Genomic DNA, 22776 nt, shown 5'->3' with positions numbered 1-22776 from the left:
GGGGCTGGGTTTGGCCCGCGGGGCGAGGTGGGGCTCGTGGGGCGGAACATGCCGGCTGGGCGGGATGGGCCCGAGGGGTCGTTGGGGTGGGGGCCTTAGGGTCGGCGGTATGAGTGAGCAGCACGGGAGCGCCGACGAGACCGAACGGCAGTGGCGGGAGGCTGTCGGGCGGGAGGATCTGGTTCTGCTCGACGGGTTCCACGCGCTGAAGCACGCCCTGCGCTTCGGGGCGGACGTGCGCATCGCCGTCGCCGACGAACCGGAAGCCGTACGGGGCCTCGCGCACGAGCTGGCCGAGGACGTGGAGGCGGACGTGGTCCGGCTGGTGCGGCGGGCTCCGCTCAAGGGGCTGCTGGCGCGGGTGCACCCCACCGGGGTGGCGGCCCTCGCGGTCCGGCCCGGCCGGGCCGAGGGACGGGCCCGGCTCGACGCACGGCCCAGGACGGCCCCGATCGTGGTGCTCGACAACCCCCGCAACCTGGGCAACGTCGGAGCCGTCGTCCGGCTCGCCGCCGGCTTCGGCGCCACCGGGGTGCTCACCCGGGGGGATCTGGACCCGTGGCACCCCAACGTGGTCCGGGCCGGCGCGGGCCTGCACTACGCCACGACCGTGGACCGGGTGGAGCTCGGCACGCTGCCGCCCGGCCCGCTGTACGCCCTCGACCCGGAGGGCGAGGACATCCGCGCCCTCACCCTCCCGGACGAGGCCCTGCTCGCCTTCGGCTCCGAACGCCACGGCATCTCGCCCGAGCTGCGCGCCCGCGCCGATCACCTGGTGTCCCTGCCGATGCGGCCGCAGGTCTCGAGCTACAACCTGGCCACCAGCGTGGCCATGACCCTCTTCCACTGGGGCGGGCCCAGGGAGAACGCCTAGCCCTGGCGGCGGACCTCCACCACGCGGAAGCGGTTCGACACGAACGCCCCGTCGCACAGCGCGGCGTTCGCCGCCGGGTTGCCGCCGGAGCCGTGGAAGTCGGAGAAGGCCGCGGTCTGGTTCACATAGACCCCGCCCGTCAGGTTCAGCGAGAGCTGCGCCGACTCCTCCAGGCAGACCTCCTCGATGGCCCGCTCGGTGTCCGCGGACGTGGTGTACGCCCCGACCGTCATGGCGCCCTTCTCGCGGACGGTGCGCCGCAGGAGCTCGAGGGCGTCGGCCGTGGAGTCGACCGCCACCGCGAAGGAGACCGGGCCGAAGCACTCCGAGAGGTAGGGGGCGGAGTCGTCCGGCTTGGCCGAGTCCAGCTTCACCATCACCGGCGTGCGCACCACGGCGTCCGGGAACTCCGGGTTCGTGACCTCGCGCGAGGCCAGCGCGACCTCGCCGAGCCCGGCCGCGGCCTCCAGGCGGGCCTTCACGTCCGGGTTGACCAGCGCGCCGAGCAGGGCGTTGGCGCGCGCGTCGTCGCCGAGCAGGCCCCCGACCGCGCCCGCGAGGTCGGAGACGACCTCGTCGTAGGACTTGTGCCCGGCGTCGGTCTCGATGCCGTCGCGCGGGATCAGCAGGTTCTGCGGGGTGGTGCACATCTGGCCGCTGTAGAGGGAGAGGGAGAAGGCCAGGTTGGAGAGCATGCCCTTGTAGTTGTCGGTGGAGTCCAGGACGACGGTGTTGACGCCGGCCTTCTCCGTGTAGACCTGCGCCTGGCGGGCGTTGGTCTCCAGCCAGTCGCCGAACTCGGTCGACCCGGTGTAGTCGATGACCTTGATCTCGGGGCGGACGGCGAGCTCCTTGGCGATGCCCTCGCCCGGACGCTCCACGGCCAGCGCGACCAGGTTCGGGTCGAAGCCGGCGTCGGCCAGGACCTCGCGGGCCACCTGGACGGTCAGCGCCAGCGGGAGCACGGCGCGCGGGTGCGGCTTGACCAGCACCGGGTTGCCCGTGGCCAGGGAGGCGAAGATGCCCGGGTACCCGTTCCAGGTGGGGAAGGTGTTGCAGCCGATCATCAGGGAGATGCCGCGCGGCACGGCCGTGAAGGTCTTGCCGAGCTCCAGCGGGTCCTTCTTGCCCTGCGGCTTCGACCAGTCGGCCTGACCGGGGACGCGGGTCTGCTCCTCGTAGGCGTAGGCGATGGCCTCCAGGCCGCGGTCCTGTGCGTGCGGGCCGCCCGCCTGGAACGCCATCATGAAGGCCTGGCCGCTGGTGTGCATGACCGCGTGCGCGAACTCGTGCGTCCGCGCCGAGATCCGGGCCAGGATCTCGATACAGACCAGGGCGCGCGCCTCGGGTCCGGCATCGCGCCAGGCGCCCATGCCGGCCCGCATCGCGGGCAGCAGCACCTCCGGGTCCACGTGGGGGTACTCGACGCCGAGCTCCACGCCGTAGGGCGAGGTCTCCGCGCCCGTCCAGCCGTCGGTGCCGGGCTGTCCGAGGTCGAGCCGGGTGCCGCGCAGCGCCTCGAAGGCGGCGAGGCCGTCGGCCGGCGCGGTCTCCCCGTACGCCTTGGGGTGCTCGGGGTGCGGGGACCAGTAGGCGCGGCTGCGGATCGTGGCCAGCGCCTGGTCCAGGGTGGGCCGGTGCTTGGCGGACAGCTGGGGGACGGTGAGCTCGGCGGCCATCAGGGACCAACTCCTCTTTGAGCCGGGCGGGATCAGGCGATCGGGGCAGGCAAGAAGGGATGAACAAGAGCAGACTGGAGTTAGAGTAACCGAACGATCGGTCGGGACAAGAGGGCCCGGCAGGCCTGTGGAGAAGTCGGTGCGGGAGGATCTGGGCATGACAGCAATCGAGCGGTCCCGCACAGTGGCGGTCGTCGGCGCCGGCACCATGGGGCAGGGCATCGCCCAAGTCGCCCTTCTCGCAGGTCACCCCGTGCTGATCTACGACATCAACGCCACGCTCGCCGCCGACGCGGTCGGCTTCGTCCAGGACCGTGTCGAACGGATGGCCGCCAAGGGCCGGCTGGACCGTGCCGAGGCCGAGCACGCGATCGGCCGGATCGCATCGGCGGCCGGGCTCGCGGAGCTGGCCGGAGCCGCCCTCGTGGTGGAGGCGGTCGTCGAGGACGCCTCCGTCAAGCGGGCCCTGTTCGCGGCGCTCGAAGAGGTGGTTTCACCGGAGGCCCTGCTGGCCACGAACACCTCCTCCCTCTCGGTCACCGAGCTCGCCGCCGGACTCGCGCACCCGGGCCGCTTCCTGGGCCTGCACTTCTTCAACCCGGCCCCGCTGCTCCCGCTGGTCGAGGTGGTCTCCGGGTTCGCGACGGACCCCGCCGCCGCGGACCGCGCGTACGCCTCCGTCCTGGGCTGGGGGAAGACGCCGGTGCGCTGTGCCGACACCCCGGGCTTCATCGTCAACCGGATCGCCCGGCCCTTCTACGCCGAGGCCTTCGCGGTGTACGAGGAGCAGGGCGCCGACCCGGCGACCATCGACGCCGTGCTCCGCGAGAGCGGCGGGTTCAAGATGGGCCCCTTCGCGCTGACCGACCTGATCGGCCAGGACGTCAACGAGGCCGTCACCCGCTCGGTGTGGGAGTCCTTCTTCCGCAGCCCCAAGTTCACCCCTTCCCTCGCGCAGCGCCGGCTGGTCCAGTCGGGCCGCCTCGGCCGCAAGTCCGGCCACGGCTGGTACCCCTACGGCCCGGACGCGAAGGCCCCGGCCCCGCACACCGCCGGCCCCGAGGACGCGCCCGCCGGGGTGACCGTCGTCGGTGACCTGGGACCGGCGGCGGGCCTCCTCGACCTCCTGGAGGAGGCCGGGATCGCGGTCACGGCCGTCGAGCACGGGGGCCCGTACATCCAGCTCCCCGGCGAGGGGCAGCTCGTGCTCGCCGACGGCAAGACGGCGATCGAGTTCGCCGACGTCGTCTACTTCGACCTCGCCTTCGACTACCGAGGTGCCACCCGGATCGCGCTCTCCGTCAGCGAGGACACCAGCGAGCGGACGCTCGCCGAGGCCGTCGGGCTGTTCCAGAAGCTCGGCAAGAAGGTCTCCGTGATCGGCGACGTCCCGGGCATGATCGTCGCCCGGACCGTCGCGATGCTGATCGACCTCACCGCCGACGCCGTCGCGCGCGGGGTGGCGGGCGCCGAGGACATCGACACGGCGATGCGGCTCGGGGTCAACTACCCGGCGGGCCCCGCCGAGTGGCACGACCGGCTCGGCCGCGACTGGGCGTACGACCTGCTGCACCACCTCGACGAGCGCTGCCCCGGCGGCCGCTACGCGCCCTCGCTGGCGCTGTACAAGCTGGGCTACGCGGCCGGGCCCGAGGACGAAGAGGGCGCCGACGACGAGGCGGGCGCCGACGACGAGGCGGGGGACACGGCATGACCACGGCCAAGCGGGACACGTACACGCCGGAGACGCTCCTGTCCGTCGCCGTCCAGGTCTTCAACGAACGCGGCTACGACGGCACCTCGATGGAACACCTCTCCAAGGCCGCCGGCATCTCGAAGTCCTCGATCTACCACCACGTCGCCGGCAAGGAGGAGCTGCTCCAGCGCGCCGTCAGCCGGGCCCTGGACGAGCTCTTCACGGTCCTGGCGGAGCCGGGGGCGATACGGGGGCGCGCGGTCGAGCGCGTCGAGTACGTCACGCGCCGCACGGTCGAGGTCCTCGTCGCGGAGCTCCCCTACGTGACCCTGCTGCTGCGGGTCCGGGGAAACACCCGCACCGAGCGCTGGGCCCTGGAGCGCCGCCGCGAGTTCGACCACCAGGTCGCGGAGCTGCTGAAGGCCGCCGCCGCCGAGGGTGATCTGCGCGCCGACGTGGACATCCGGCTCGCCACCCGGCTGCTCTTCGGCATGGTCAACTCCCTGGTCGAGTGGTACCGCCCGCACCCGGGCACCACCCCCGACCAGCTCGCGGACGCCGTGGTCAGCATGGCCCTGGACGGCCTGCGCACGGCCCGCTGACCCCTCGGCCCGGGGCCTCCGGTTGTCATGCGCGAGGAGCAGGGACCCTGCCGGAAGGGCTGGAGGTCCCCCCGGCGGCGGACTTCATTCCTCGGTGATCGTGGGGCCGGCGCTCTGGTCGCGGGCCAGCAGATCCGTTTCCTCGAAGACCAGCAGGGTGCGCGTGGAGAGGACCTCCGGGATGGACTGGAGGCGGGTCAGAACCAGCTCGCGCAGGGTGCGGTTGTCCGGGGTGTGGACCAGGAGCAGGACGTCGAAATCGCCGCTGACCAGGGCGATGTGGGCGGCGCCGGGGAGCTCGCGGAGCTGTTCGCGGACCGTGCGCCAGGAGTTCTGGACGATCTTCAGGGTGATATAGGCGGAGGCGCCCTGACCTGCCCGTTCGTGGTTGACGCGGGCAGTGAAACCCCGGATCACCCCGTCGTCGATGAGCCGGTTGATCCGGGCGTAGGCATTGGCCCGGGACACGTGGACCTGCTCGGCGACGGAGCGTATCGAGGCGCGGCCGTCCGCCTGGAGCAGCCGCACGATCGACCGGTCGATCGGGTCCAGCGGGCGGGGCGGTGCCGTCGGCCCGGGGGATACCGGCGGTACGGGCGCGCCCCCGAGTGCGCCCCCCGCTCCGGAACCCGCTCCGGAACCGGCTCCGGCCATTTGTTCATCCGTCATCGCCCGATGCCTGCCTCTCCTGGACGTCCTGCACCCATACCAGGGCGTCGACGCCACTTTGTCCACAGCCTGGCGCCGCCTGTAGCCAAATTGCCCGGGCAACCGAACAATCGGTAGGTGAGGGGCCTCACACCCGAGGCCTCCCTGCCCGCTTCCCACGAGGAGGTGTACGCCGCCATGACGGTCCAAGAGCTGCCCGGTGCCGGTGCGTCCCACCGCTCCACCCCGCCGCCCGCCTGGAGGCCCCGTACGGATGCCGCCCCGCTGCTCCCGGACCCCGAGCCGTACCGGGTGCTGGGCACCCCGGCCGCCGACCGGCTCGACCCCGAGCTGATGCGCCGCTGCTACGCCGAGCTGGTGCGCGGCCGCCGCTACAACGCCCAGGCCACCGCCCTCACCCGGCAGGGCCGTCTGGCCGTATATCCCTCCACCGTCGGCCAGGAGGCGTGCGAGATCGCCGCCGCGATGGTCCTGGAGGAGCAGGACTGGCTCTTCCCGAGCTACCGCGACACCCTCGCGGCCGTGGCGCGCGGACTGGATCCCGTACAGGCCCTCACGCTGCTGCGCGGCGACTGGCACACCGGGTACGACCCGCGCGAGCGCCGGATAGCCCCCCTCTCGACGCCGCTGGCCACCCAGCTGCCGCACGCGGTCGGCCTGGCGCACGCCGCCCGGCTGCGCGGTGACGACGTGGTCGCCCTCGCCATGGTCGGCGACGGCGGCACCAGCGAGGGCGATTTCCACGAGGCCATGAACTTCGCCGCCGTCTGGCAGGCGCCGGTCGTCTTCCTCGTGCAGAACAACGGCTTCGCGATCTCCGTCCCGCTCGCCAAGCAGACCGCCGCCCCGACCCTGGCCCACAAGGCCGTGGGGTACGGGATGCCCGGCCGCCTCGTCGACGGCAACGACATCGCCGCCATGCACGAGGTGCTGTCCGAGGCGGTCCGGCGAGCCCGGTCCGGCGGCGGACCGACCATGATCGAGGCCGTCACGTACCGCATCGAGGCCCACACCAACGCCGACGACGCCACCCGCTACCGGGGCGACGCCGAGGTCGAGGCCTGGAAGGCGCACGACCCGATCGAGCTGCTGGAGCGCGAGCTCACCGCGCGCGGCCTGCTGGACGAGGCGGGCATCGCGGCCGCCAAGGACGCGGCCGAGACGATGGCGGCGGAGCTCCGCGACGCGATGAACGCGGAGCCCGTGCTCGACCCGATGGACCTCTTCGAACACGTCTACGCGGAGCAGACCGGCCGGCTGCGCGAACAGGCGGCCATGCTCCGTGCCGAGCTGGACGCGGCAGAGCAGGAAGAGGGGGACGGATCATGACCACGGTGGCGGTGAAGACGGCGACCACGAAGCCGGCGACCATGGCGCAGGCCCTGAACCGGGCGATGCGCGACGCGATGGCCGAGGACCCGGCCGTCCACGTCATGGGCGAGGACGTCGGGGCGCTCGGCGGGGTCTTCCGCATCACGGACGGCCTCGCGAAGGAGTTCGGCGAGGACCGCTGTACGGACACCCCGCTCGCCGAGGCCGGGATCCTCGGCGCGGCCGTCGGCATGGCCATGTACGGGCTGCGGCCGGTCGTGGAGATGCAGTTCGACGCGTTCGCGTACCCGGCCTTCGAGCAGCTGATCTCGCACGTGGCCAAGATGCGCAACCGCACGCGGGGCGCGATGCCGCTCCCGATCACGATCCGGGTGCCGTACGGCGGCGGGATCGGCGGCGTGGAGCACCACTGCGACTCCTCCGAGGCGTACTACGTGGCCACCCCCGGCCTCACCGTCGTGACCCCGGCGACGGTCGAGGACGCGTACGGACTGCTGCGCGCCTCGATAGCCAGTGACGACCCGGTGATCTTCCTGGAGCCGAAGCGGCTGTACTGGTCCAAGTCCGACTGGTCGCCCGAAGCGCCCGCGGCGGTCCCCGGGATAGGCAAGGCGCTCGTCCGCCGGACCGGCACCAGCGCGACGCTGATCACCTACGGGCCGTCCCTGCCGGTGTGCATGGAGGCGGCCGAGGCGGCCCGCCAGGAGGGCTGGGACCTGGAAGTCGTGGACCTGCGCTCGCTGGTCCCCTTCGACGAGGAGACCGTCGTGGCCTCCGTACGCCGGACCGGGCGCGCGGTGGTGGTCCACGAGTCGGGCGGCTTCGGCGGGCCGGGCGCGGAGATCGCCGCCCGCGTCACGGAGCGGTGCTTCCACCACCTGGAAGCGCCCGTGCTGCGCGTCACCGGCTTCGACATCCCGTATCCGCCGCCGATGCTGGAGAAGCACCACCTGCCCGGCGTGGACCGGATCCTGGACACCGTGGCCCGTCTGCAGTGGGAGAACTGATGCCGCAGGTCATGGAGTTCAAGCTGCCGGACCTGGGAGAAGGGCTCACCGAGGCGGAGATCGTCCGCTGGCTGGTGGCGGTCGGCGACGTCGTCGCCATCGACCAGCCCGTCGTCGAGGTCGAGACGGCCAAGGCGATGGTGGAGGTGCCCTGTCCGTACGGGGGCGTGGTCACCGCCCGCTTCGGCGAGGAGGGGACCGAACTGCCCGTCGGCGCCCCGCTGATCACGGTGGCGGTGGGGGCGGAGAGCGTGGCGGCCGATGCCGTCTCCTCCGAGGGGGCCGCGGACTCCGCGAACGCGCCCAGGCCCCTGATCGGGTACGGCTCGGACCACTCGCGCCCGGCGCGTCGGCGACGGGTGCGACCCGTCACCGCCGCGGTGTCGGCGCCGGTGGCTCCGGCCGTACCGGTGGTTCCCGCGGCTCCGGTGGCTCCGGCGGTTCCGGCGGTTCCGGGCGGGCCCGTGCCGGTGATCTCGCCGCTCGTGCGCAAGCTGGCACGGGACGGCGGGGTCGACCTGCGCGGGTTGTCGGGGTCGGGGCCGGACGGGCTGATCATGCGGGCGGACGTCGAGGCGGCGTTGGCGGCCCTGCGTGCGCCGCAGGAGGCCGCCGTTGCGGTGGCGGCTCCGGCAGCTCCGCTGGCTCCGGCCGCCCAGGGCGACCGTGTGCCGCTCAAGGGCGTGCGGGGCGCGGTCGCGGACAAGCTGTCGCGCAGCCGGCGCGAGATCCCGGACGCCACCTGCTGGGTCGACGCGGACGCCACCGAGCTGATGGCGGCCCGGGCGGCGATGAACGCCGCGGGCGGTCCCAAGATCTCGGTCCTCGCACTGCTCGCCCGGATCTGCACCGCGGCACTGGCCCGCCACCCGGAGCTCAACTCCACGGTGGACCTGGCAGCGAAGGAGATCGTCCGGCTCCCGGCCGTGCACCTGGGCTTCGCCGCGCAGACCGAGCGGGGGCTGATGGTCCCGGTGGTCCGGGACGCGCAGGCGCGCAGCGCGGAGTCGCTGTCGGCCGAGTTCGCCCGGCTCACGGAGCTGGCCCGGGCGGGGAAGCTGGCCCCGGCCGATCTCACCGGCGGCACCTTCACCCTGAACAACTACGGGGTGTTCGGGGTCGACGGCTCCACGCCGATCATCAACCACCCCGAGGCGGCGATGCTCGGTGTGGGGCGGATCATTCCGAAGCCCTGGGTGTACCAGGGGGAGTTGGCGGTCCGTCAGGTCGTTCAGCTGTCGCTGACGTTCGATCACCGGGTGTGCGATGGGGGGACCGCGGGTGGGTTCCTGCGGTACGTCGCCGACTGCGTCGAGTCGCCCTCGGTGCTGCTGCGCAGCCTGTAGCTCCGCGGGGGCGGGTGCGGGTGGCTCGGCCCTACGGGGCGGAGTCCCCGCTGTGACCCTTGCCGCTGCGCGGGGCGAAGTCCCCTACCCGCCCTTCCACCGTTCCCAGGGCCGGCCCTGACCCGGTCCTCAGGCGCCGGACGGGCTGGGGAGGGGTGCCGGGCTGCGCCCGGACCCCTCGGGGCTCCGCCCCGGACCCCGGTCCTCAGGCGCCGGACGGCTGTGGGTGGGGCTCCGCCCCGGGCCCCGGTCCTCAGGCGCCGGACGGCTGTGGGTGGGGCTCCGCCCCGGGCTCCGGGTCTCAGGCGCCGGACGGCTGGAAGAGCGCGGAGCCCCGGGCGGGTCAGGTGGTCAGGAGCAGTTTGCCCACGTGGGTGCTGGATTCCAGGACGCGGTGGGCCTCCGCGGCATCCCGCATCGGGAAGGTGCCGTGCACCACCGGGTGGACGCGGCCCGCCGCGACCAGGGGCCACACGTGTTCCCGTACGGCCGCGACGATCGCCGCCTTCTCCTCCAGGGGGCGCGCCCGGAGCGTGGTGGCGGTGATCGCCGCCCGCTTCGCCAGCAGGGCGGCCAGGTTGAGCTCCGCCTTGATGCCGCCCTGGAGCCCGATGATCGCGAGGCGGCCGTTCACGGCGAGGGCGTCCACGTTCCGGGTCAGGTACTTGGCGCCCATGATGTCCAGGATCACGTCCGCCCCGGCGCCGTCCGTGGCCGCCCGGAGCTCCTCCACGAAGTCCTGCTCGCGGTAGTCGATCAGGATGTCCGCGCCCAGCTCGGCGCAGCGCGCCAGCTTCTCCTTGCCGCCCGCCGTGACCGCGACCCGTGCGCCCACGGCCTTCGCGAGCTGGATCGCCATCGTCCCGATGCCGCTCGATCCGCCGTGCACCAGCAGGGTCTCGCCCGGGCGCAGACCGGCCACCATGAACACGTTCGACCAGACCGTGGAGACGACCTCCGGCAGGGCCGCCGCCGTCACCAGGTCCACGCCCGCCGGTACCGGCAGCAGTTGGCCCGCGGGGACGGCCACCCGCTGCGCGTACCCGCCGCCGGCGAGCAGCGCGCACACCTCGTCGCCGACCGACCAGCCGGACACCCCGGGACCGACCTCGGAGATCCGCCCGGAGCACTCCAGGCCGGGATGGGGCGAGGCGCCGGGCGGAGGGTTGTAGAAACCCTGCCGCTGCAGGACGTCGGCGCGGTTCACGGCGCTCGCCGCCACCTCGACGATGACCTCGCCGTCGCCGGCCACCGGGTCGGGTGCTTCGGCCCACACCAGGGACTCGGGACCGCCGGGCTCTTCGATGGTGATCGCATACATGGCCCGGAGGCTACCGGTCGGGCCCGCCGGACGGAGGGCTACTCGGCCGAGCCCAGGACCACCGGCGGCGAACTCGGCGGGACCGCGCGGACGATGGTGATCACACGGTCCGTCAGCTGGAGGGGGCTCGCGTGCGGATCGTCGTACGGGAGCAGGCGGTGGCCGCGCAGGACGCTGACGACCAGGTCGTCGGTGTCCCGGACCGATTTGCCGACCTCCGCGCGGTTCACCGGACGCTCGATCAGATCGAGCCCGCTGCCCTGCTGGATGAGGTCTTCCATCACCGTGCCCGCGCTCGGGCTGAGCACCGAGAGTCCGAGCAGCCGGCCCGCCGCACTCGCGCTGGTGATGACCGCGTCCGCGCCCGACTGGCGCAGCAGCGGTGCGTTCTCCTCTTCCCGGACGGCCGCCACGATCTTCGCGCCGCGGTTGAGCTGGCGTGCGGTCAGGGTGACCAGGACCGCCGTGTCGTCGCGCTGGGTGGCGATGACGATCTGACGGGCCTTCTGGATCTCCGCGCGCAGCAGGACTTCGGAGCGCGTGGCATCGCCGACGACCCCGGTGAACCCCTCCGCGTTGGCGATGTCGATCACCTTGGCGCTGGGGTCGACGATGACGACCTGCTCCTTGCTGAGGCCGGTGGCCAGCAGGGTCTGGAGGGCGGAGCGGCCCTTCGTGCCGAAGCCGACGACGACCGTGTGCTCGCGCAAGTTCTTCCTCCAGCGGCTGAGCCGCCACTCTTCCCTGGTCCGTTCGGTGAGGACTTCCAGGGTGGTGCCGACCAGGATGATCAGGAACAGCACGCGCAGCGGGGTGATCAGCAGGACGTTGACCAGCCGCGCGCTGTCGCTGTACGGGACGATGTCGCCGTAGCCGGTCGTCGACAGGGTGACGGTCGCGTAGTAGACGCAGTCGAGGAAGTCGACCTTGTCGTTGGCGTTGTCGTGGTAGCCGTCGCGGTCGATCCACACGATCAGGACCGTCAGGGACATCACGAACAGTGCCATCAGCAGGCGCCGGGTGACCTGACGGAGCGGTTTTTCGACGATGCGCTTGGGCAGTTTGATGCGGCGCGAGACGAGTTTCTCGTCGGCGCCGCGTGCCATCGCGTCGGATCCGTGAAGTTTCACGTGAAACATCCCCCTGAGGCCCACGGGAGATCGAGGATCTCCAATTCCTGTCCGGACCGGGCCCCGTTCGGGGGTACGACGGCCAGCGCGTCCGCGGCGGCCACGCCGCGCAGCATCGCCGGCCCGTTGTAGCGCAGCGGTACGGCGTGGTCCTCGGTCAGCAGGACCGGTACGAGCCGGGTGTCGTGCGGGTGGCCCGGTACGTCGCCCTCCACGGGCACCACGTACCGGGGGCGCGGACGCCGTCCGGCGAGGGCCCGCAGCAGCGGTTCGGCGAGGGTGAGCAGCCCGGAGACGGCGGCCAGCGGGTTGCCGGGCAGGCCCACCCAGTGGCGGCTGTCGGGGCCGTCGCCGAGGCGGGCCAGCAGCATCGGGTGCCCGGGGCGTACCGCGACACCGTCGACGAGCAGTTCGGCGCCGGCCTTGGCGAGCACGGGGTGGACGTGGTCGACGGGGCCGGAGGCGGTGCCGCCGGTGGTGATGACCACGTCGGCGGTGGAGTCGGTGACGGCCGCCAGCAGCGCCGCGGCGCCCGCCGGGTCGTCGCCGAGCCGCCGGACGGCGATGACCTCGGCGCCGAGCCGGGTCAGCCAGGGGCCGAGCATGGGGCTGAGCGCGTCGCGGATCAGGCCGTCGTGCGGGGGTCCCTCGGTGAGCAGCTCGTCTCCGAGGACCAGGATCTCCACGCGCGGCCGGGGGCGGGTGGTCAGCTCGTCGTACCCGGCGGCCGCGGCGAGACCGAGGACGGCAGGGGTCACCAGGGAGCCCGCCGGCAGCAGGAGGTCGCCGGAGCGGCACTCCTGGCCGCGCGGGCGGATGTCCTGGCCGGTGGCGACGGGCCGCTCGGCGTACAGCAGGGTGCCGGCCTCGCGGGAGTGCTCGCTGCGGATCACGGCGGTGGTGTCCGCGGGGATCCGGGCGCCGGTGGCGATCCGTACGGCCTCGCCGTCCGCGAGGGGCGCGGGGCGCTCGCTCCCGGCCAGCGCGCCTTCGCCGGGGCGGACGGTCCACGGGCCGGGCCCGGCGACGGCCCAGCCGTCCATCGCGGAGGTGTCGAAGGACGGCAGGTCGCCCAGGGCGTCGAGCGGCGCGGCCAGTACTTCGCCGAGGGCGGCCGCCAGGGCGACCCGGTGGGTGCGGCCGCGGACGGCCGCACCGGCGCGGGTCGCGGTCTCCCGGGCCCGGAGCCAGGTCGCGGCGCGGTGGGCGCCGCCGGTGCCGCCGCCGGTGCCGTTGGCGCCGTTGGCGGCGTCGGGGCGGGGGGCGCGGCTGACCAGTGCGAGGGCCTGGTCGAGGGCGCGGTCGGCGTCGGCGTCGGTGCCGGGGTCGGTGGTCATCCGGAGCCGGTCGCTTCGGGACCGGTGGCCTCGCGACCGGCGGCTTCCGCGGCTTCGCCTTCCGCGGCCCAGCGCAGGGCCAGTTCGGCGGCCTTGCGGGAGGCCTCGGCCACGGCCTGCTCGGGGTCGGCGCCGGTGGCTTCGGCGTGGGCCGCCGCGTAGCCGACGAGGAAGGTCGTCAGCGGGGCGGCGGGCCGGGCGACGCCGTGCGCGGCGTCACGGGCGAGGTCGAGCAGGGTCTTGGTGTCGACGGCGACGTCGATGCCCAGCTCGTTCTTGACGGCGGTGATCCATTGCTCCAGCACGGTTCCATGCTCTCTGATTCGGGCGCGGGCGGCGGCGAGATCGTCCCAGGTGTCGCAGTCGAAGGAGGCGAGTGGCGCAGCCGCGGTGACCGGGGCGAGGTCGAGCTCGGCGGTGAGGGCGCGCAGGGGGAGGCCGTTCACCGAGCCGTGTTCGGTGGCCAGCAGGGCGATTTCCCTGCGCAGGGGCTCGGCGCGGTACGCGGCGACCAGGGGCTGGTCGCGGCCGCCCGGGTCCCGGAGCAGGGCTCCGTCCCGGGCGTGCTGCCCGGGCGCGTCGAGGGCTCCGAGCAGGGAGTGGACCGTGTCCCGGTCCAGGAACGGCAGATCGGCGGAGAGCACGAGGACCAGCGGGGCGGTGGTGTGCCGCAGCCCGGCGTCCAGTGCGGCGAGGGGGCCGCCGCCCGGGGGGTCCTCCCGGGCCCAGTGCACGGGGCGGGGCGTCTGCCTGCGGGCGGCTACGACGACGGTGGTGCGGGCGTCCGCGCAGGCGTCCAGGACGCGGTCGAGGAGGGGGCGGCCGCCGACGAGCAGGCCGGGTTTGTCGGCTCCGCCGAGTCGGCTTGCGGCGCCGCCGGCCAGGACGATGGCGTCGTAGGTCATTCCCCGAGTATGCGGGGGGTTGGGGCCGGATGGGCTGCGGCGTTTACCGGGTCCCTACCCGGTGGCCCGGTGGGCGCGGGTGGCCCGATGGGCGGGTGGGCGTGGGGTGTGCCGCTGCGCGGGGCGAAGTCCCCTACCCGCCCTTCCACCGTTCCCAGGGCCGGCCCTGACCCGGTCCTCAAGCGCCGGACGGGCTGGGGAGGGGTGCCGGGCTGCGCCCGGACCCCTCGGGGCTGCGCCCGGACCCCTCGGGGCTGCGCCCGGACCCCTCGGGGCTGCGCCCGGACCCCTCGGGGCTGCGCCCGGACCCCTCGGGGCTCCGCCCCGGACCCCTCGGGGCTCCGCCCCGGACCCCGGTCCTCAAGCGCCGGATGGCTGTGGGTGGGGCTCCGCCCCGGACCCCGGTCCTCAAGCGCCGGATGGCTGTGGGTGGGGCTCCGCCCCGGACCCCGGTCCTCAAGCGCCGGACGGCTGTAGGTGGGGCTCCGCCCCGGGCCCCGGGGCTCAGGCGCCGGATGGCTGTACGTGGGGCTCCGCCCCCGGGCCCCGGGGCTCAGGTGCCGGGCGGGCTGGGAGTGGGGGTTCGCCCCGGGTTGCGGGGCTGAGGGGGCGGACGGCTGGAAGCGGTCGGTGGTGGGGGTGGACATGGCTCCGGGGCCGCCGTGGGGCGGCCCCGGAGGGGTGGGGCGGGGCGGGTGTTAGAGGTACGGGCCCGAGCGGATGGCGCCGTGGGGGCCGTCCTCGTCGTCCTCGTGGGAGGAGCCCGGCGGGAGGGCGCGGCGCATCTGTTCCAGCTGGGCCCGCGCCGCCATCTGCTGCGCGAACAGGGCCGTCTGGATGCCGTGGAACAGGCCTTCCAGCCAGCCCACCAACTGTGCCTGGGCGATCCGCAGTTCCGCCTCGGAGGGGATCGCCTCCTCCGTGAAGGGAAGGGAGAGCCGCTCCAGTTCCTCCACCAGCTCGGGAGCCAGGCCGTCTTCCAGCTCCTTCACCGACGCTGCGTGAATGTCCTTGAGACGGACCCGGCTGGCCTCGTCCAGAGGTGCGGCGCGTACCTCTTCCAGGAGTTGCTTGATCATGCTGCCGATCCGCATGACCTTGGCGGGCTGTTCGACCATCTCCGTCACCGGGACCTCGCGCGACTCGTCATCGGCGCCGCCGACCGGCATCCCGTCCTGCCCCACGATCAGGCCGGGCGGGGGGCTGTCCTGCGACCGTTCACTCCTCGGCATCTCCATGCCGTCATTCTCTCGCACACCTTCGTATTCACACGGTGTGCCCCCGCACGGGCGTGATCCACCCTGTGCGGGGGCACCAACCGGCACCGGAATCGTCAGACCTCGCGGCGGGCCAGCGCTCCGCTCGACCGGGTGACCAGGGCCGCCAGCAGGGCCGCGCCCACCGGGACCACGATCAGCAGCCCGCCCAGCGTGGTCCAGGGCACCGCGATCGGGATGTACGGGACGGCCTCGGTGGCCGCCTCGTAGCCGTTCTCGATGCCGTTGCGGACCAGGTCGGCCGCGGCCCGCCGCTCGGTGAGGCGGAGCCCGACCGCGGGCAGGATCCCGGCCGCCGAGCCGAGGACCACGCCCATCAGGGCGACCACCCCGCACTGGAAGCCGCTGAGCGTGCGCCGCACCCGCGGCGGTGCGCCGACCGCCGCCAGGGTCTTCAGGTCGCCTTCGGCGTCGGCCTGGGCGAGGCCGGTCGCGATGCCGGCCGCGCCGATGGTGACCAGGCCCGCGAACACGGTCAGGACGAGCATGACCAGGCTGTCGTCGCCCTCGTAGCCCTTCTCGATCCGGACGCTGGTGTCCACGCCCTGCTTGTCCAGGGCCCCCTCGAGGCGCTGACGCTGCTCGGAGCTCGCGCCCCCGTCGAGGGTGAAGTACGAGCCGAAGGGGACGGTGGCGATGCCGGCGCTCTTGGCCGCCGCGGGCGGCAGCACCAGCTCGACGCCGTAGCCCTTCGCCGATTCGGGCACCTGGTACGCGGCGAAGACCTTGTCCTTGCCGGGCGGCGGCTCATCGGGCGCGGCGCCGGGGGCGGACTCGCCCCGGCCCTTGACCAGCCGCACGGTGACCTTGCCGTCGCGCACGTGCTGCTTCTTGAAGGAGACGGCCTTGCCCGCCTTCAGCGCGGCAGCGGCGCCCGGATCCTCCACCCCGAGGACGGACATCAGCTTGTCGTCGGCGACGACCAGGGGGTACTGGACGCCGAAGCGGTCGTACTGGCACCGCCAGTCGGTGCGCAGCTTCTTCCGTTCGTCCAGGGAGAACGATTCCGGTCCGTTCACGGCCGAGTAGAGGGGGCAGCGCTGCGCCTTCGGGATGATGATCTCGGCCATCCCGCACTCCGGGTCGTCCCCGTACGGGGAGCAGCCCGGCTTGCCGACGACGAGGCGGTCCACGTCGGCCCTTACGGCCACCGGGAGTTCCCTCGACAGGGTCTCGCGCACCGCGGGCATGTCCCGGTACGCGGTGAACTCGTTGCTCTCGATCAGACCGGCGCCGTACGGGAGATGGGCGACGTACTCGTGCCGCGCCTGGATCTCCCTGCTGTGCTCGAACGTGGCCACGGCGACGGTGCCGGCGACGGCGGCCAGGACGGCGGCAACGGCCGGGGCGGTGCGCCCCCGGTTGCGGACGGCGTCGCGCAGCGCGAGGCGGGGCGACAGCGGCAGCCACCGGCCGACGCGGCCGAACAGGCCGACCAGGGTGGGGGTGAGGGCGACGACGCCCAGCTCGGCGATGGCGCTGCCGCCCGCGACGACGGTGGCGCCCATCTTGGAGACGGAGCCGAACAGGGCGATGGCGGCCCCGCCCGCGATGGCGATCAGACCGAGGACGGGCAGCACCCGGTTGGCCCGGCGCACGCCGCGGCGGCCGGTGAGGGAGGCCAGCACGGTCTGCCGGGAGGCGTTGACGGCCGGGACGATGGCGGCCAGCAGGCCGGTCAGGACCGCGAGCAGGCCGATGGCGAGGAGTTCCAGCGGGCGGACGTCGAAGCTGCCGAACCGCTTGCCGATCGTGTCCTCCAGCACCGGGCGGAGCCCGACGGTGAGGGCGATGCCGATGACGGTGCCGATGACGGCCGCCGCGGCGCCGATGACGAGGCCGCCGGAGAGCACGATGGCCCGGATGTGCCGCCGGTCACCGCCGTTGGCGCCGACCAGGCCGAGCTGGCGGCGCGAGCGCCGGGCGCCGACCGCGAAGGCGGGTCCGGCCAGCAGGCAGATCTCCAGCATGGCGAGGCCGACGACGGTGGAGGCGATGGCCAGTTCGGTGGCTCCGAGGGTCACGCCGGGCTGCCACATGTTCTTGGGCTGCTGGGTGTAGAGCGGCACTTCGGAGTCGGCCGGCGGGTCGAGCAGCACGACGCGGGATTCGACGAGGAGGTGCAGCCTGGCGTTGGTCTCCTTGACCATGTTCCACGTGAAACCTTCGCCGCCGACCTTCACCAGGTACTCGTCCTGGGGGTCCATCCCCGTGCCGCCGGCGGCCCTCCGGTCCCGGTCGAGCGGGGCCAGCAGGGTTCCCGGCAGGGCCAGGAGCTGTGAGTTGTGCAGGTCGTCGGGCATCTCGTAGACGCCGACGATCTTGTACGAGGTGGTCGACTCGCGCGGGGTCACGCTGGAGCCGAGGAAGTACCCGGACTCCTCCAGGAAGGCGCCGGTGGCGAGGACCTCGCCGGGAGCCTGCGGCAGCCGGCCGCGCTCCAGCGTCCACAGGCCCTTGATCAGCGGACTCGTCGGGTCCACCTCGCGGAGCTCGGCGTCCAGGATCCCGTACCGGCTGCGGACCTTGGCGTAGGCAGTGCTGTCCTTGACGGACTGCGCTCCGGCCGGGAGTTCGGGCGCGACGGGCTTGTCCCGGCCGTCCGTGCTCGGTTCGTACTTGTCGTAGCCGCCGACCGGGGCGTAGTTCTGCGCGTCGGGGCTCTGGTAGATCGGCGCGTCCACGCCGGAGGAGGTCAGCTTGGCGTCGGCGGCGCCGAGTACGCGGTCGATCCGCTGCTCGGTGGAGAGCTCCGAGCTGCGGATGGTGAGGTCGACGGCGCTCACGCCGACGATCGGCAGGGCGATCATGGCCAGGACGAGGGCACTGCGGCCCTTGGAGCGCCAGGCGTCACGGCGGGCTATCCGGATCGCCGCGATCCAGGAGTGGTACGAGGAGATCACTGAGCGGCCGCCTGCCCGGAGAGCAGGGAGTCGGCCTGGCTGCGCAGGGTCTCGTCGACGACGCTGCCGTCGCGCAGGAACACCACGCGGTCGGCCCACGCGGCGAAGCGCGGCTCGTGGGTGACCAGGATCCCGGCCGCACCGGCGTCGCAGCGCGAGCGCAGCAGGGCGAGTACGGATTCACCGGTCTCGGAGTCCAGGGCGCCGGTCGGCTCGTCGGCGAGGACCAGGCGGCGGTCGCCGACCAGGGCGCGGGCGATGGCCACGCGCTGCTGCTGGCCGCCGGACATCTCGTCGGGGAAGCGGTCGGCGAGCTGCCCGAGGTTCATCTCCTCGAGGGCGGCGAGCGCCGAGACGCGGGCCTTGCGGGCGGAGACCCCGTCGAGTTCGAGCGGCAGGGCGACGTTCTCGGCGGCGGTGAGGGCCGGGATCAGGTTGTAGTCCTGGAAGACGTACCCGATGCTGCGGCGGCGCAGGGCGGCCAGCTGCTTGCGGCTCGCGGTGGTGATGTCCGTGCCTTCGACGATCACCTTGCCGCTGCTCGGGGTGTCGAGTCCGCCGGCGAGGGTCAGCAGCGTGGACTTGCCGGACCCGGAGGGGCCCATGACGGCGACGAGTTCGCCGGGGTACACGGAGAGGTTGATCCCGCGCAGGGCGTGCACCTCGGTGGCGCCGCTGCCGTGGGTGCGGACGAGCTGGTCCAGCTGCAGTACGGGCTGGTCGGGCATGAAGGGTTCCCCCCTGGGGCGTGGAGCGGTGGTTTCAGACCCGCCGCGTGCGGGCGGTGCGGGAAAGAGACCGGTCGGTGTCGGTCGTGGGTGCGGTCATGGGTGTGGTCGGGGCGGTCGTGGCCCCGGGGGCCGCGCGGTGGCCCTCGGGCGGTTCGGCCTCGGCGGGCGCGCGCTCCCCGCGCGCGGACAGCCGTACGAGCCGGGACTCGCAGTGGTCGAGCCAGCGGGCCTCGGCCTCGGTCTGGAAGATCAGCTGTTCCAGGACCAGCAGCCAGGCGATGTCGTCGCGCTCGCTGCCGCGCCCGCTCTCGATGGCCGCGAGCGCCTGCGCCTTGAGCCGGGTGTAGTCCTGCATGGCTTGGACGGTGGCGTGCCGCTGGGCCTGGATGACGGCGCGGATGTCCACGCCGGGCGCGCCCACGGCCATGGCGAGCTTGATGGCGAGCTCGTCCCGGGGCGGGTTGGCCCGGTCGACGGGACGCTCGTACCACTCGCGCAGTTCGTGGCGCCCGGTCTCGGTGATGGCGTACAGAGTGTGCCCGGCGGTGTCCTCGCCGCCGGGGGCGACGAGGCCGTCGCGCTCCAGCCGGGCGAGCGTGGTGTACACCTGCCCGACGTTGAGCGGCCAGGTGGAACCGGTGCGGGACTCGAATTCGGTGCGCAGCTGGGAGCCGTACCGGGGGCCCCGTTCCAGCAGGGCGAGAAGGCCGTGGCGGATCGACATACTCAGTATGTATACCGAGTATGTATCGCTCCGCAACCATCCTGGGGCCTACGCCGCAAGGGGGACCCGGGGGCTACGTGCCCCGGCGCAGCCGCATTCCCATGAACCCGAGACCCAGCCCCATCAGGGCGAATCCCGTTCCGAGCGGCAGTATGTGCGCGGCCAGGTCGGCGGCACGCTCGTTCGGCTCGGTGCCGAGTGCGCCGATCACCCGGACCGCAGGGGGCTCGGAGGGGAGTGCGGGAACCGCCGCGAGCCGCTCGGTGCGCGGGTGCGCCGGAACGGGGCGCGCGGCGAGCACGGTCTCGGGATTGGCGGGCTCGCCCACCGGCCGCCCGGGCCGCTCCCGCCCGGCCCCGGCGGAACTCCCGGCCAGATCCTCGAAGGCGCGGTCGGCCGTGTCGGTAACGGCCGCGTCGGCCACGGCCGCGGCCACGGCCGTGGAGGCGCGGGCCGGCGCAGGGGCGAAGACGTGGGCGGAGGCGAACGGGAGGGCCGGGGTGAACGCGGGGGCGAGGGCCGGAGCGGCGGCCGGGGCGGACCCGGAGGCCGCAGCGTGCGCGGGCGCCGTGATCAGCAGCGTGGCGGTCGCCAACGCTGCCCCGGCGGTCCAGCGCAGCGCGCGGGCGTAGGTCACGGACTCAGATTTACATAACCGGACAAAACCGGCATCCCGTACGGGCCGTTCGGGATGCCGGCCCGCTCAGAAGGTCGGATTCTTCACGGATCCGGACCCGCACAGGCTCCGGTGGCCGGCGTCGTTGAACGCCGCGGCCTGTACGCCGACCCGGTCGATCCCGCGCTTGTCCTGGAGGGTGGTCTCCCAGGTCTGGCTCTTGCCGGCCCCGCGCTTGTTGAAGCGCCAGGGCCAGTCGTGCGAGCCGCCGTGGTGGTCCAGCGTGTAGAGCTGGACCCCCGCGACGCGGGCGTCGTCCGCGGTGTCCACGGACGTGAGCCTGACGTGGATGAGGGTGGAGCCGTTCAGCCACGTCCAGTCGGCGCTGCCGTAGGCGCCGGCGGTGTCGCAGCTGGACGAGGCGCCGGCCGCCGAGGCGGGCGCGACGGCGAGCGCGCCCACCGCCAGCGCGGCGGCGGTGGCGGTGAGGACGCGGACGAGGTTGCGCGCGGGGTGGTGCAACAGGACTCCCGGAGGTGCGTCGGGTGTGACCTGCGCGTATGTATCAGAGCCGCCGCCCGGCGGGCGAACTCCGTTCACTCCTCCGTGGCGCACCCCTCAGCGCCCGATCACTCCCGTATCAATCCCGGATCACTCAAGGATCGAGCCCGGATCACTCCGGGTCGCCGGTCGAGATGTACAGGGTGAAGGTGGCTTCCTTCGGGTCGATGGCTTCGCCGTCGGCGGGGTACTGCTCCACGACGGTCCCCTCGCCGTACACCGCTTCGTCCTTGGGCTTCGGGTCGTACTTCCAGCCGGCGGCCCGGATGCACGCCTTCACCGAGACCTCGTTCATGTACCGGAAGTCCGGCGCCGTGAGCTTGCCGGTCTGGGTGCGGTGCTTCGGAGCCTCCGTGCACTTGGACTCCTCGATCGTCCGCGAGAGGTCCGGCCCCTTGTGCCCGGCCTTCGCTGGGCCGGACGCCGAGGAGGACGCCGAGGTGGAGGAGCCCGGGGCCGGCGGCCCGGCCTTGTCCTTGTCGTCCCCGCCGAGGTCCAGCGCGGCGATCAGCCCGCCGATGGCCAGCAGCGCCACCACGACGGCGCCCACCAGGACCGGGGTGTTCCTCTTCCGGGTGCCCGCGGCGGGACCCTGACCGCCCTGACCGCCCTGCGGCGAGAGCGTGTACGGCGGTGGGGTCGAGGCGGAGTAAGGGGCCGGGGTCTGCGCCTGCTGCTGGAAGTGCGAGGGCTGCTGCTGGTGCTGCTGCGGGTACCCGTACGCCCCGGCCTGCGGCCCCGGCGCCGGCGTCGGCGCGTACGCGGACGGCACCGGAGTGTGCGGAGCCTGGTACGGCTGCTGCACCGAGTGCGGCGGCGCCTGCAGGGCGGAGTCCACCGGCGGGAACACGGCCGAGCCGAGCCCCGCGCCGCTGTTCGTCGGGTGCGAGCCCGGGACGATGACCGGTGCCCCGGCGTGCCCGGCGCTCGCCACCCGCGCGACCTCGTCGAGCATGGCGGCGGCGGTGGGGAAACGCTCGTTCGGGTTCTTCTTCAGGGCCCGCGCCACCAGGGCGTCCATCGCCGGGGTGACCGCGCGGTTGATGGAGGAGGGCGCGACGGGCTCCTCCTGCACGTGCGCGTACGCCATGCCCAGGGCCGAATCGGAGACGAAGGGGACCCGCCCGGTCAGCAGCTCGAAGAGCATGATGCCCACCGAGTACAGGTCGGAGCGTGCGTCCACGGCCCGTCCGAGCGCCTGCTCGGGGGAGAGGTACTGCGGGGTGCCGACGACCATGCCGGTCTGCGTCATCGAGGTGACCCCCGACTGCATGGCCCGCGCGATGCCGAAGTCCATGACCTTCACCACTCCGCGCCGCGTCATCATGACGTTGCCCGGCTTGATGTCGCGGTGGACCAGCCCCATCTCGTGGCTGCTCTCCAGGGCGGCCAGCACGTCGGCCGTCACCTTCAGCGCCTTGTCGGCCGGCATGGCCCCGTACTGCGCGATGTCGCCGTGCAGGACGGAGCCGAGCGGCTGGCCCTCGACGTACTCCATGACGATGTACGGCATGACCGCGCCGTCCGCCATCGAGGGGTTCGCGAAGGAGACGACGCCCTCACCGGTGTCGAATACCGAGACGATGTTGGTGTGCGACAGTTTCGCTACAGCCTGCGCCTCGCGGCGGAAGCGTTCGCGGAAGGACTGCTCGCGCCCGAGCTCGCTGTGCAGGGTCTTGATGGCGACCTGGCGGTCGAGTGCCGAGTCGTACGCGAGATAAACGGAGGCCATGCCTCCCTCGCCGAGCAAGTCCCTTAGCTGGTAACGGCCACCGGCCAGAGAGCCGCCTGCGTACTGGCCCTGAGTGCCGTCCTGGCTCATGACTGTTGCTTCCCCTCGGGATGTGTCCCTACGCCTCTGGCTGAGCGCATGTCGGCCTCAGTCTGCCGGAGGGCAAGCACACGTCAAGCCAGGTTCCCGTTCCGTGACCACAAGGCCACAGGGGGTCCACAGGCGGGCCGTGTCGTCGGGTGACGGGTCCTTGTCCGAACAGTGACCGGTTGCGAGGCTGTAGCGTTCGTCGGAGCACACGATGAGGACGTACCGCTGAGCGGCGGCCGAGACA

Annotated in this window: 19 protein-coding genes; 6 read left to right on the top strand and 13 right to left on the bottom strand. The window is 73.3% G+C overall.

Features of this window, described 5'->3' with window-relative positions:
• Positions 1 to 109: 109 nt before the first annotated feature.
• Positions 110 to 874: a TrmH family RNA methyltransferase gene (locus ACFYM0_RS15760; protein ID WP_388501319.1), complete on the top strand. Its 765-nt coding sequence runs from the start codon at positions 110 to 112 to the stop codon at positions 872 to 874.
• On the opposite strand, the gene paaN is transcribed toward ACFYM0_RS15760, so the two are convergent.
• On the bottom strand, positions 871 to 2553 hold the full coding sequence (gene paaN, locus ACFYM0_RS15755) for a phenylacetic acid degradation protein PaaN (protein WP_388501317.1): 1683 nt from the start codon (positions 2551 to 2553) through the stop codon (positions 871 to 873). The two genes, ACFYM0_RS15760 and paaN, sit on opposite strands and share 4 nt — an antisense overlap.
• 157 nt (positions 2554 to 2710) lie before the next feature.
• Here paaN and ACFYM0_RS15750 point away from each other — a divergent pair, with 157 nt between their 5' ends.
• Both ACFYM0_RS15750 and ACFYM0_RS15745 read left to right on the top strand, forming a co-directional pair.
• A complete protein-coding gene (locus ACFYM0_RS15750; RefSeq protein ID WP_388501314.1) occupies positions 2711 to 4267 on the top strand; it encodes a 3-hydroxyacyl-CoA dehydrogenase in 1557 nt (518 codons plus the stop codon).
• Positions 4264 to 4851, top strand: coding sequence for a TetR/AcrR family transcriptional regulator (locus tag ACFYM0_RS15745; RefSeq protein ID WP_388501312.1), 588 nt, complete (start codon positions 4264 to 4266; stop codon positions 4849 to 4851). Before ACFYM0_RS15750 ends, ACFYM0_RS15745 begins: the two co-directional genes overlap by 4 nt.
• Positions 4852 to 4935: 84 nt before the next feature.
• Here ACFYM0_RS15745 and ACFYM0_RS15740 read toward each other — a convergent pair whose 3' ends face one another.
• Entirely contained in the window at positions 4936 to 5520 is a 585-nt protein-coding gene (locus ACFYM0_RS15740; protein WP_388501310.1) for an Lrp/AsnC family transcriptional regulator, read from the bottom strand.
• Between the two features lie 177 nt (positions 5521 to 5697).
• Between ACFYM0_RS15740 and pdhA the strand changes: the two genes are divergently transcribed.
• The 3 genes from pdhA to ACFYM0_RS15725 are packed head-to-tail and all read left to right on the top strand — an operon-like array spanning position 5698 to position 9205.
• Positions 5698 to 6849: a pyruvate dehydrogenase (acetyl-transferring) E1 component subunit alpha gene (gene pdhA, locus ACFYM0_RS15735; protein ID WP_388501731.1), complete on the top strand. Its 1152-nt coding sequence runs from the start codon at positions 5698 to 5700 to the stop codon at positions 6847 to 6849.
• Positions 6846 to 7859: an alpha-ketoacid dehydrogenase subunit beta gene (locus ACFYM0_RS15730; RefSeq protein ID WP_327253893.1), complete on the top strand. Its 1014-nt coding sequence runs from the start codon at positions 6846 to 6848 to the stop codon at positions 7857 to 7859. Before pdhA ends, ACFYM0_RS15730 begins: the two co-directional genes overlap by 4 nt.
• Complete coding sequence (locus tag ACFYM0_RS15725) at positions 7859 to 9205, top strand: dihydrolipoamide acetyltransferase family protein (RefSeq protein WP_388501306.1); 1347 nt, start codon at positions 7859 to 7861, stop codon at positions 9203 to 9205. The genes ACFYM0_RS15730 and ACFYM0_RS15725 overlap by 1 nt, the downstream gene beginning before the upstream one ends.
• A 343-nt stretch (positions 9206 to 9548) precedes the next feature.
• On the opposite strand, the gene ACFYM0_RS15720 is transcribed toward ACFYM0_RS15725, so the two are convergent.
• The 11 genes from ACFYM0_RS15720 to ACFYM0_RS15670 form a co-directional block, all read right to left on the bottom strand.
• On the bottom strand, positions 9549 to 10526 hold the full coding sequence (locus ACFYM0_RS15720; protein WP_388501304.1) for an NAD(P)H-quinone oxidoreductase: 978 nt from the start codon (positions 10524 to 10526) through the stop codon (positions 9549 to 9551).
• Between the two features lie 38 nt (positions 10527 to 10564).
• Positions 10565 to 11665 (bottom strand): potassium channel family protein, encoded by a 1101-nt coding sequence (locus ACFYM0_RS15715; RefSeq protein ID WP_388501302.1) that lies wholly within the window; start codon positions 11663 to 11665, stop codon positions 10565 to 10567.
• Positions 11653 to 12993 (bottom strand): molybdopterin molybdotransferase MoeA, encoded by a 1341-nt coding sequence (locus ACFYM0_RS15710; protein ID WP_388501301.1) that lies wholly within the window; start codon positions 12991 to 12993, stop codon positions 11653 to 11655. Before ACFYM0_RS15710 ends, ACFYM0_RS15715 begins: the two co-directional genes overlap by 13 nt.
• Positions 12990 to 13898 carry an NTP transferase domain-containing protein gene (locus ACFYM0_RS15705; RefSeq protein ID WP_388501298.1) on the bottom strand — a complete coding sequence of 303 codons (909 nt, stop codon included), beginning with the start codon at positions 13896 to 13898 and terminating at the stop codon, positions 12990 to 12992. Before ACFYM0_RS15705 ends, ACFYM0_RS15710 begins: the two co-directional genes overlap by 4 nt.
• A 698-nt stretch (positions 13899 to 14596) precedes the next feature.
• Complete coding sequence (locus ACFYM0_RS15700; protein ID WP_266906713.1) at positions 14597 to 15136, bottom strand: bacterial proteasome activator family protein; 540 nt, start codon at positions 15134 to 15136, stop codon at positions 14597 to 14599.
• Positions 15137 to 15231: 95 nt separating this feature from the next.
• The gene (locus tag ACFYM0_RS15695; RefSeq protein ID WP_388501296.1) at positions 15232 to 18078 is read right to left on the bottom strand and encodes an FtsX-like permease family protein; all 2847 of its coding nucleotides are present in this window, start codon (positions 18076 to 18078) and stop codon (positions 15232 to 15234) included.
• Positions 18075 to 18806, bottom strand: coding sequence for an ABC transporter ATP-binding protein (locus ACFYM0_RS15690; protein ID WP_388501294.1), 732 nt, complete (start codon positions 18804 to 18806; stop codon positions 18075 to 18077). The genes ACFYM0_RS15695 and ACFYM0_RS15690 overlap by 4 nt, the downstream gene beginning before the upstream one ends.
• Before the next feature lie 34 nt (positions 18807 to 18840).
• Positions 18841 to 19533 (bottom strand): PadR family transcriptional regulator, encoded by a 693-nt coding sequence (locus ACFYM0_RS15685; RefSeq protein WP_388501292.1) that lies wholly within the window; start codon positions 19531 to 19533, stop codon positions 18841 to 18843.
• A 73-nt stretch (positions 19534 to 19606) separates the two neighbouring features.
• A complete protein-coding gene (locus ACFYM0_RS15680) occupies positions 19607 to 20170 on the bottom strand; it encodes a hypothetical protein (RefSeq protein WP_388501289.1) in 564 nt (187 codons plus the stop codon).
• Between the two features lie 66 nt (positions 20171 to 20236).
• A complete protein-coding gene (locus ACFYM0_RS15675; protein WP_388501286.1) occupies positions 20237 to 20671 on the bottom strand; it encodes a hypothetical protein in 435 nt (144 codons plus the stop codon).
• 151 nt (positions 20672 to 20822) lie between these two features.
• On the bottom strand, positions 20823 to 22532 hold the full coding sequence (locus ACFYM0_RS15670; RefSeq protein ID WP_388501283.1) for a protein kinase: 1710 nt from the start codon (positions 22530 to 22532) through the stop codon (positions 20823 to 20825).
• Positions 22533 to 22776: the final 244 nt, after the last annotated feature.

The organism is Streptomyces sp. NPDC006487 (assembly GCF_042870555.1).
In the GTDB taxonomy this organism is placed as follows: Bacteria; Actinomycetota; Actinomycetes; order Streptomycetales; family Streptomycetaceae; genus Streptomyces.
Note: the sequence above shows the minus strand (reverse complement) of the source record. Positions and strands in the feature narration are given on the sequence as shown.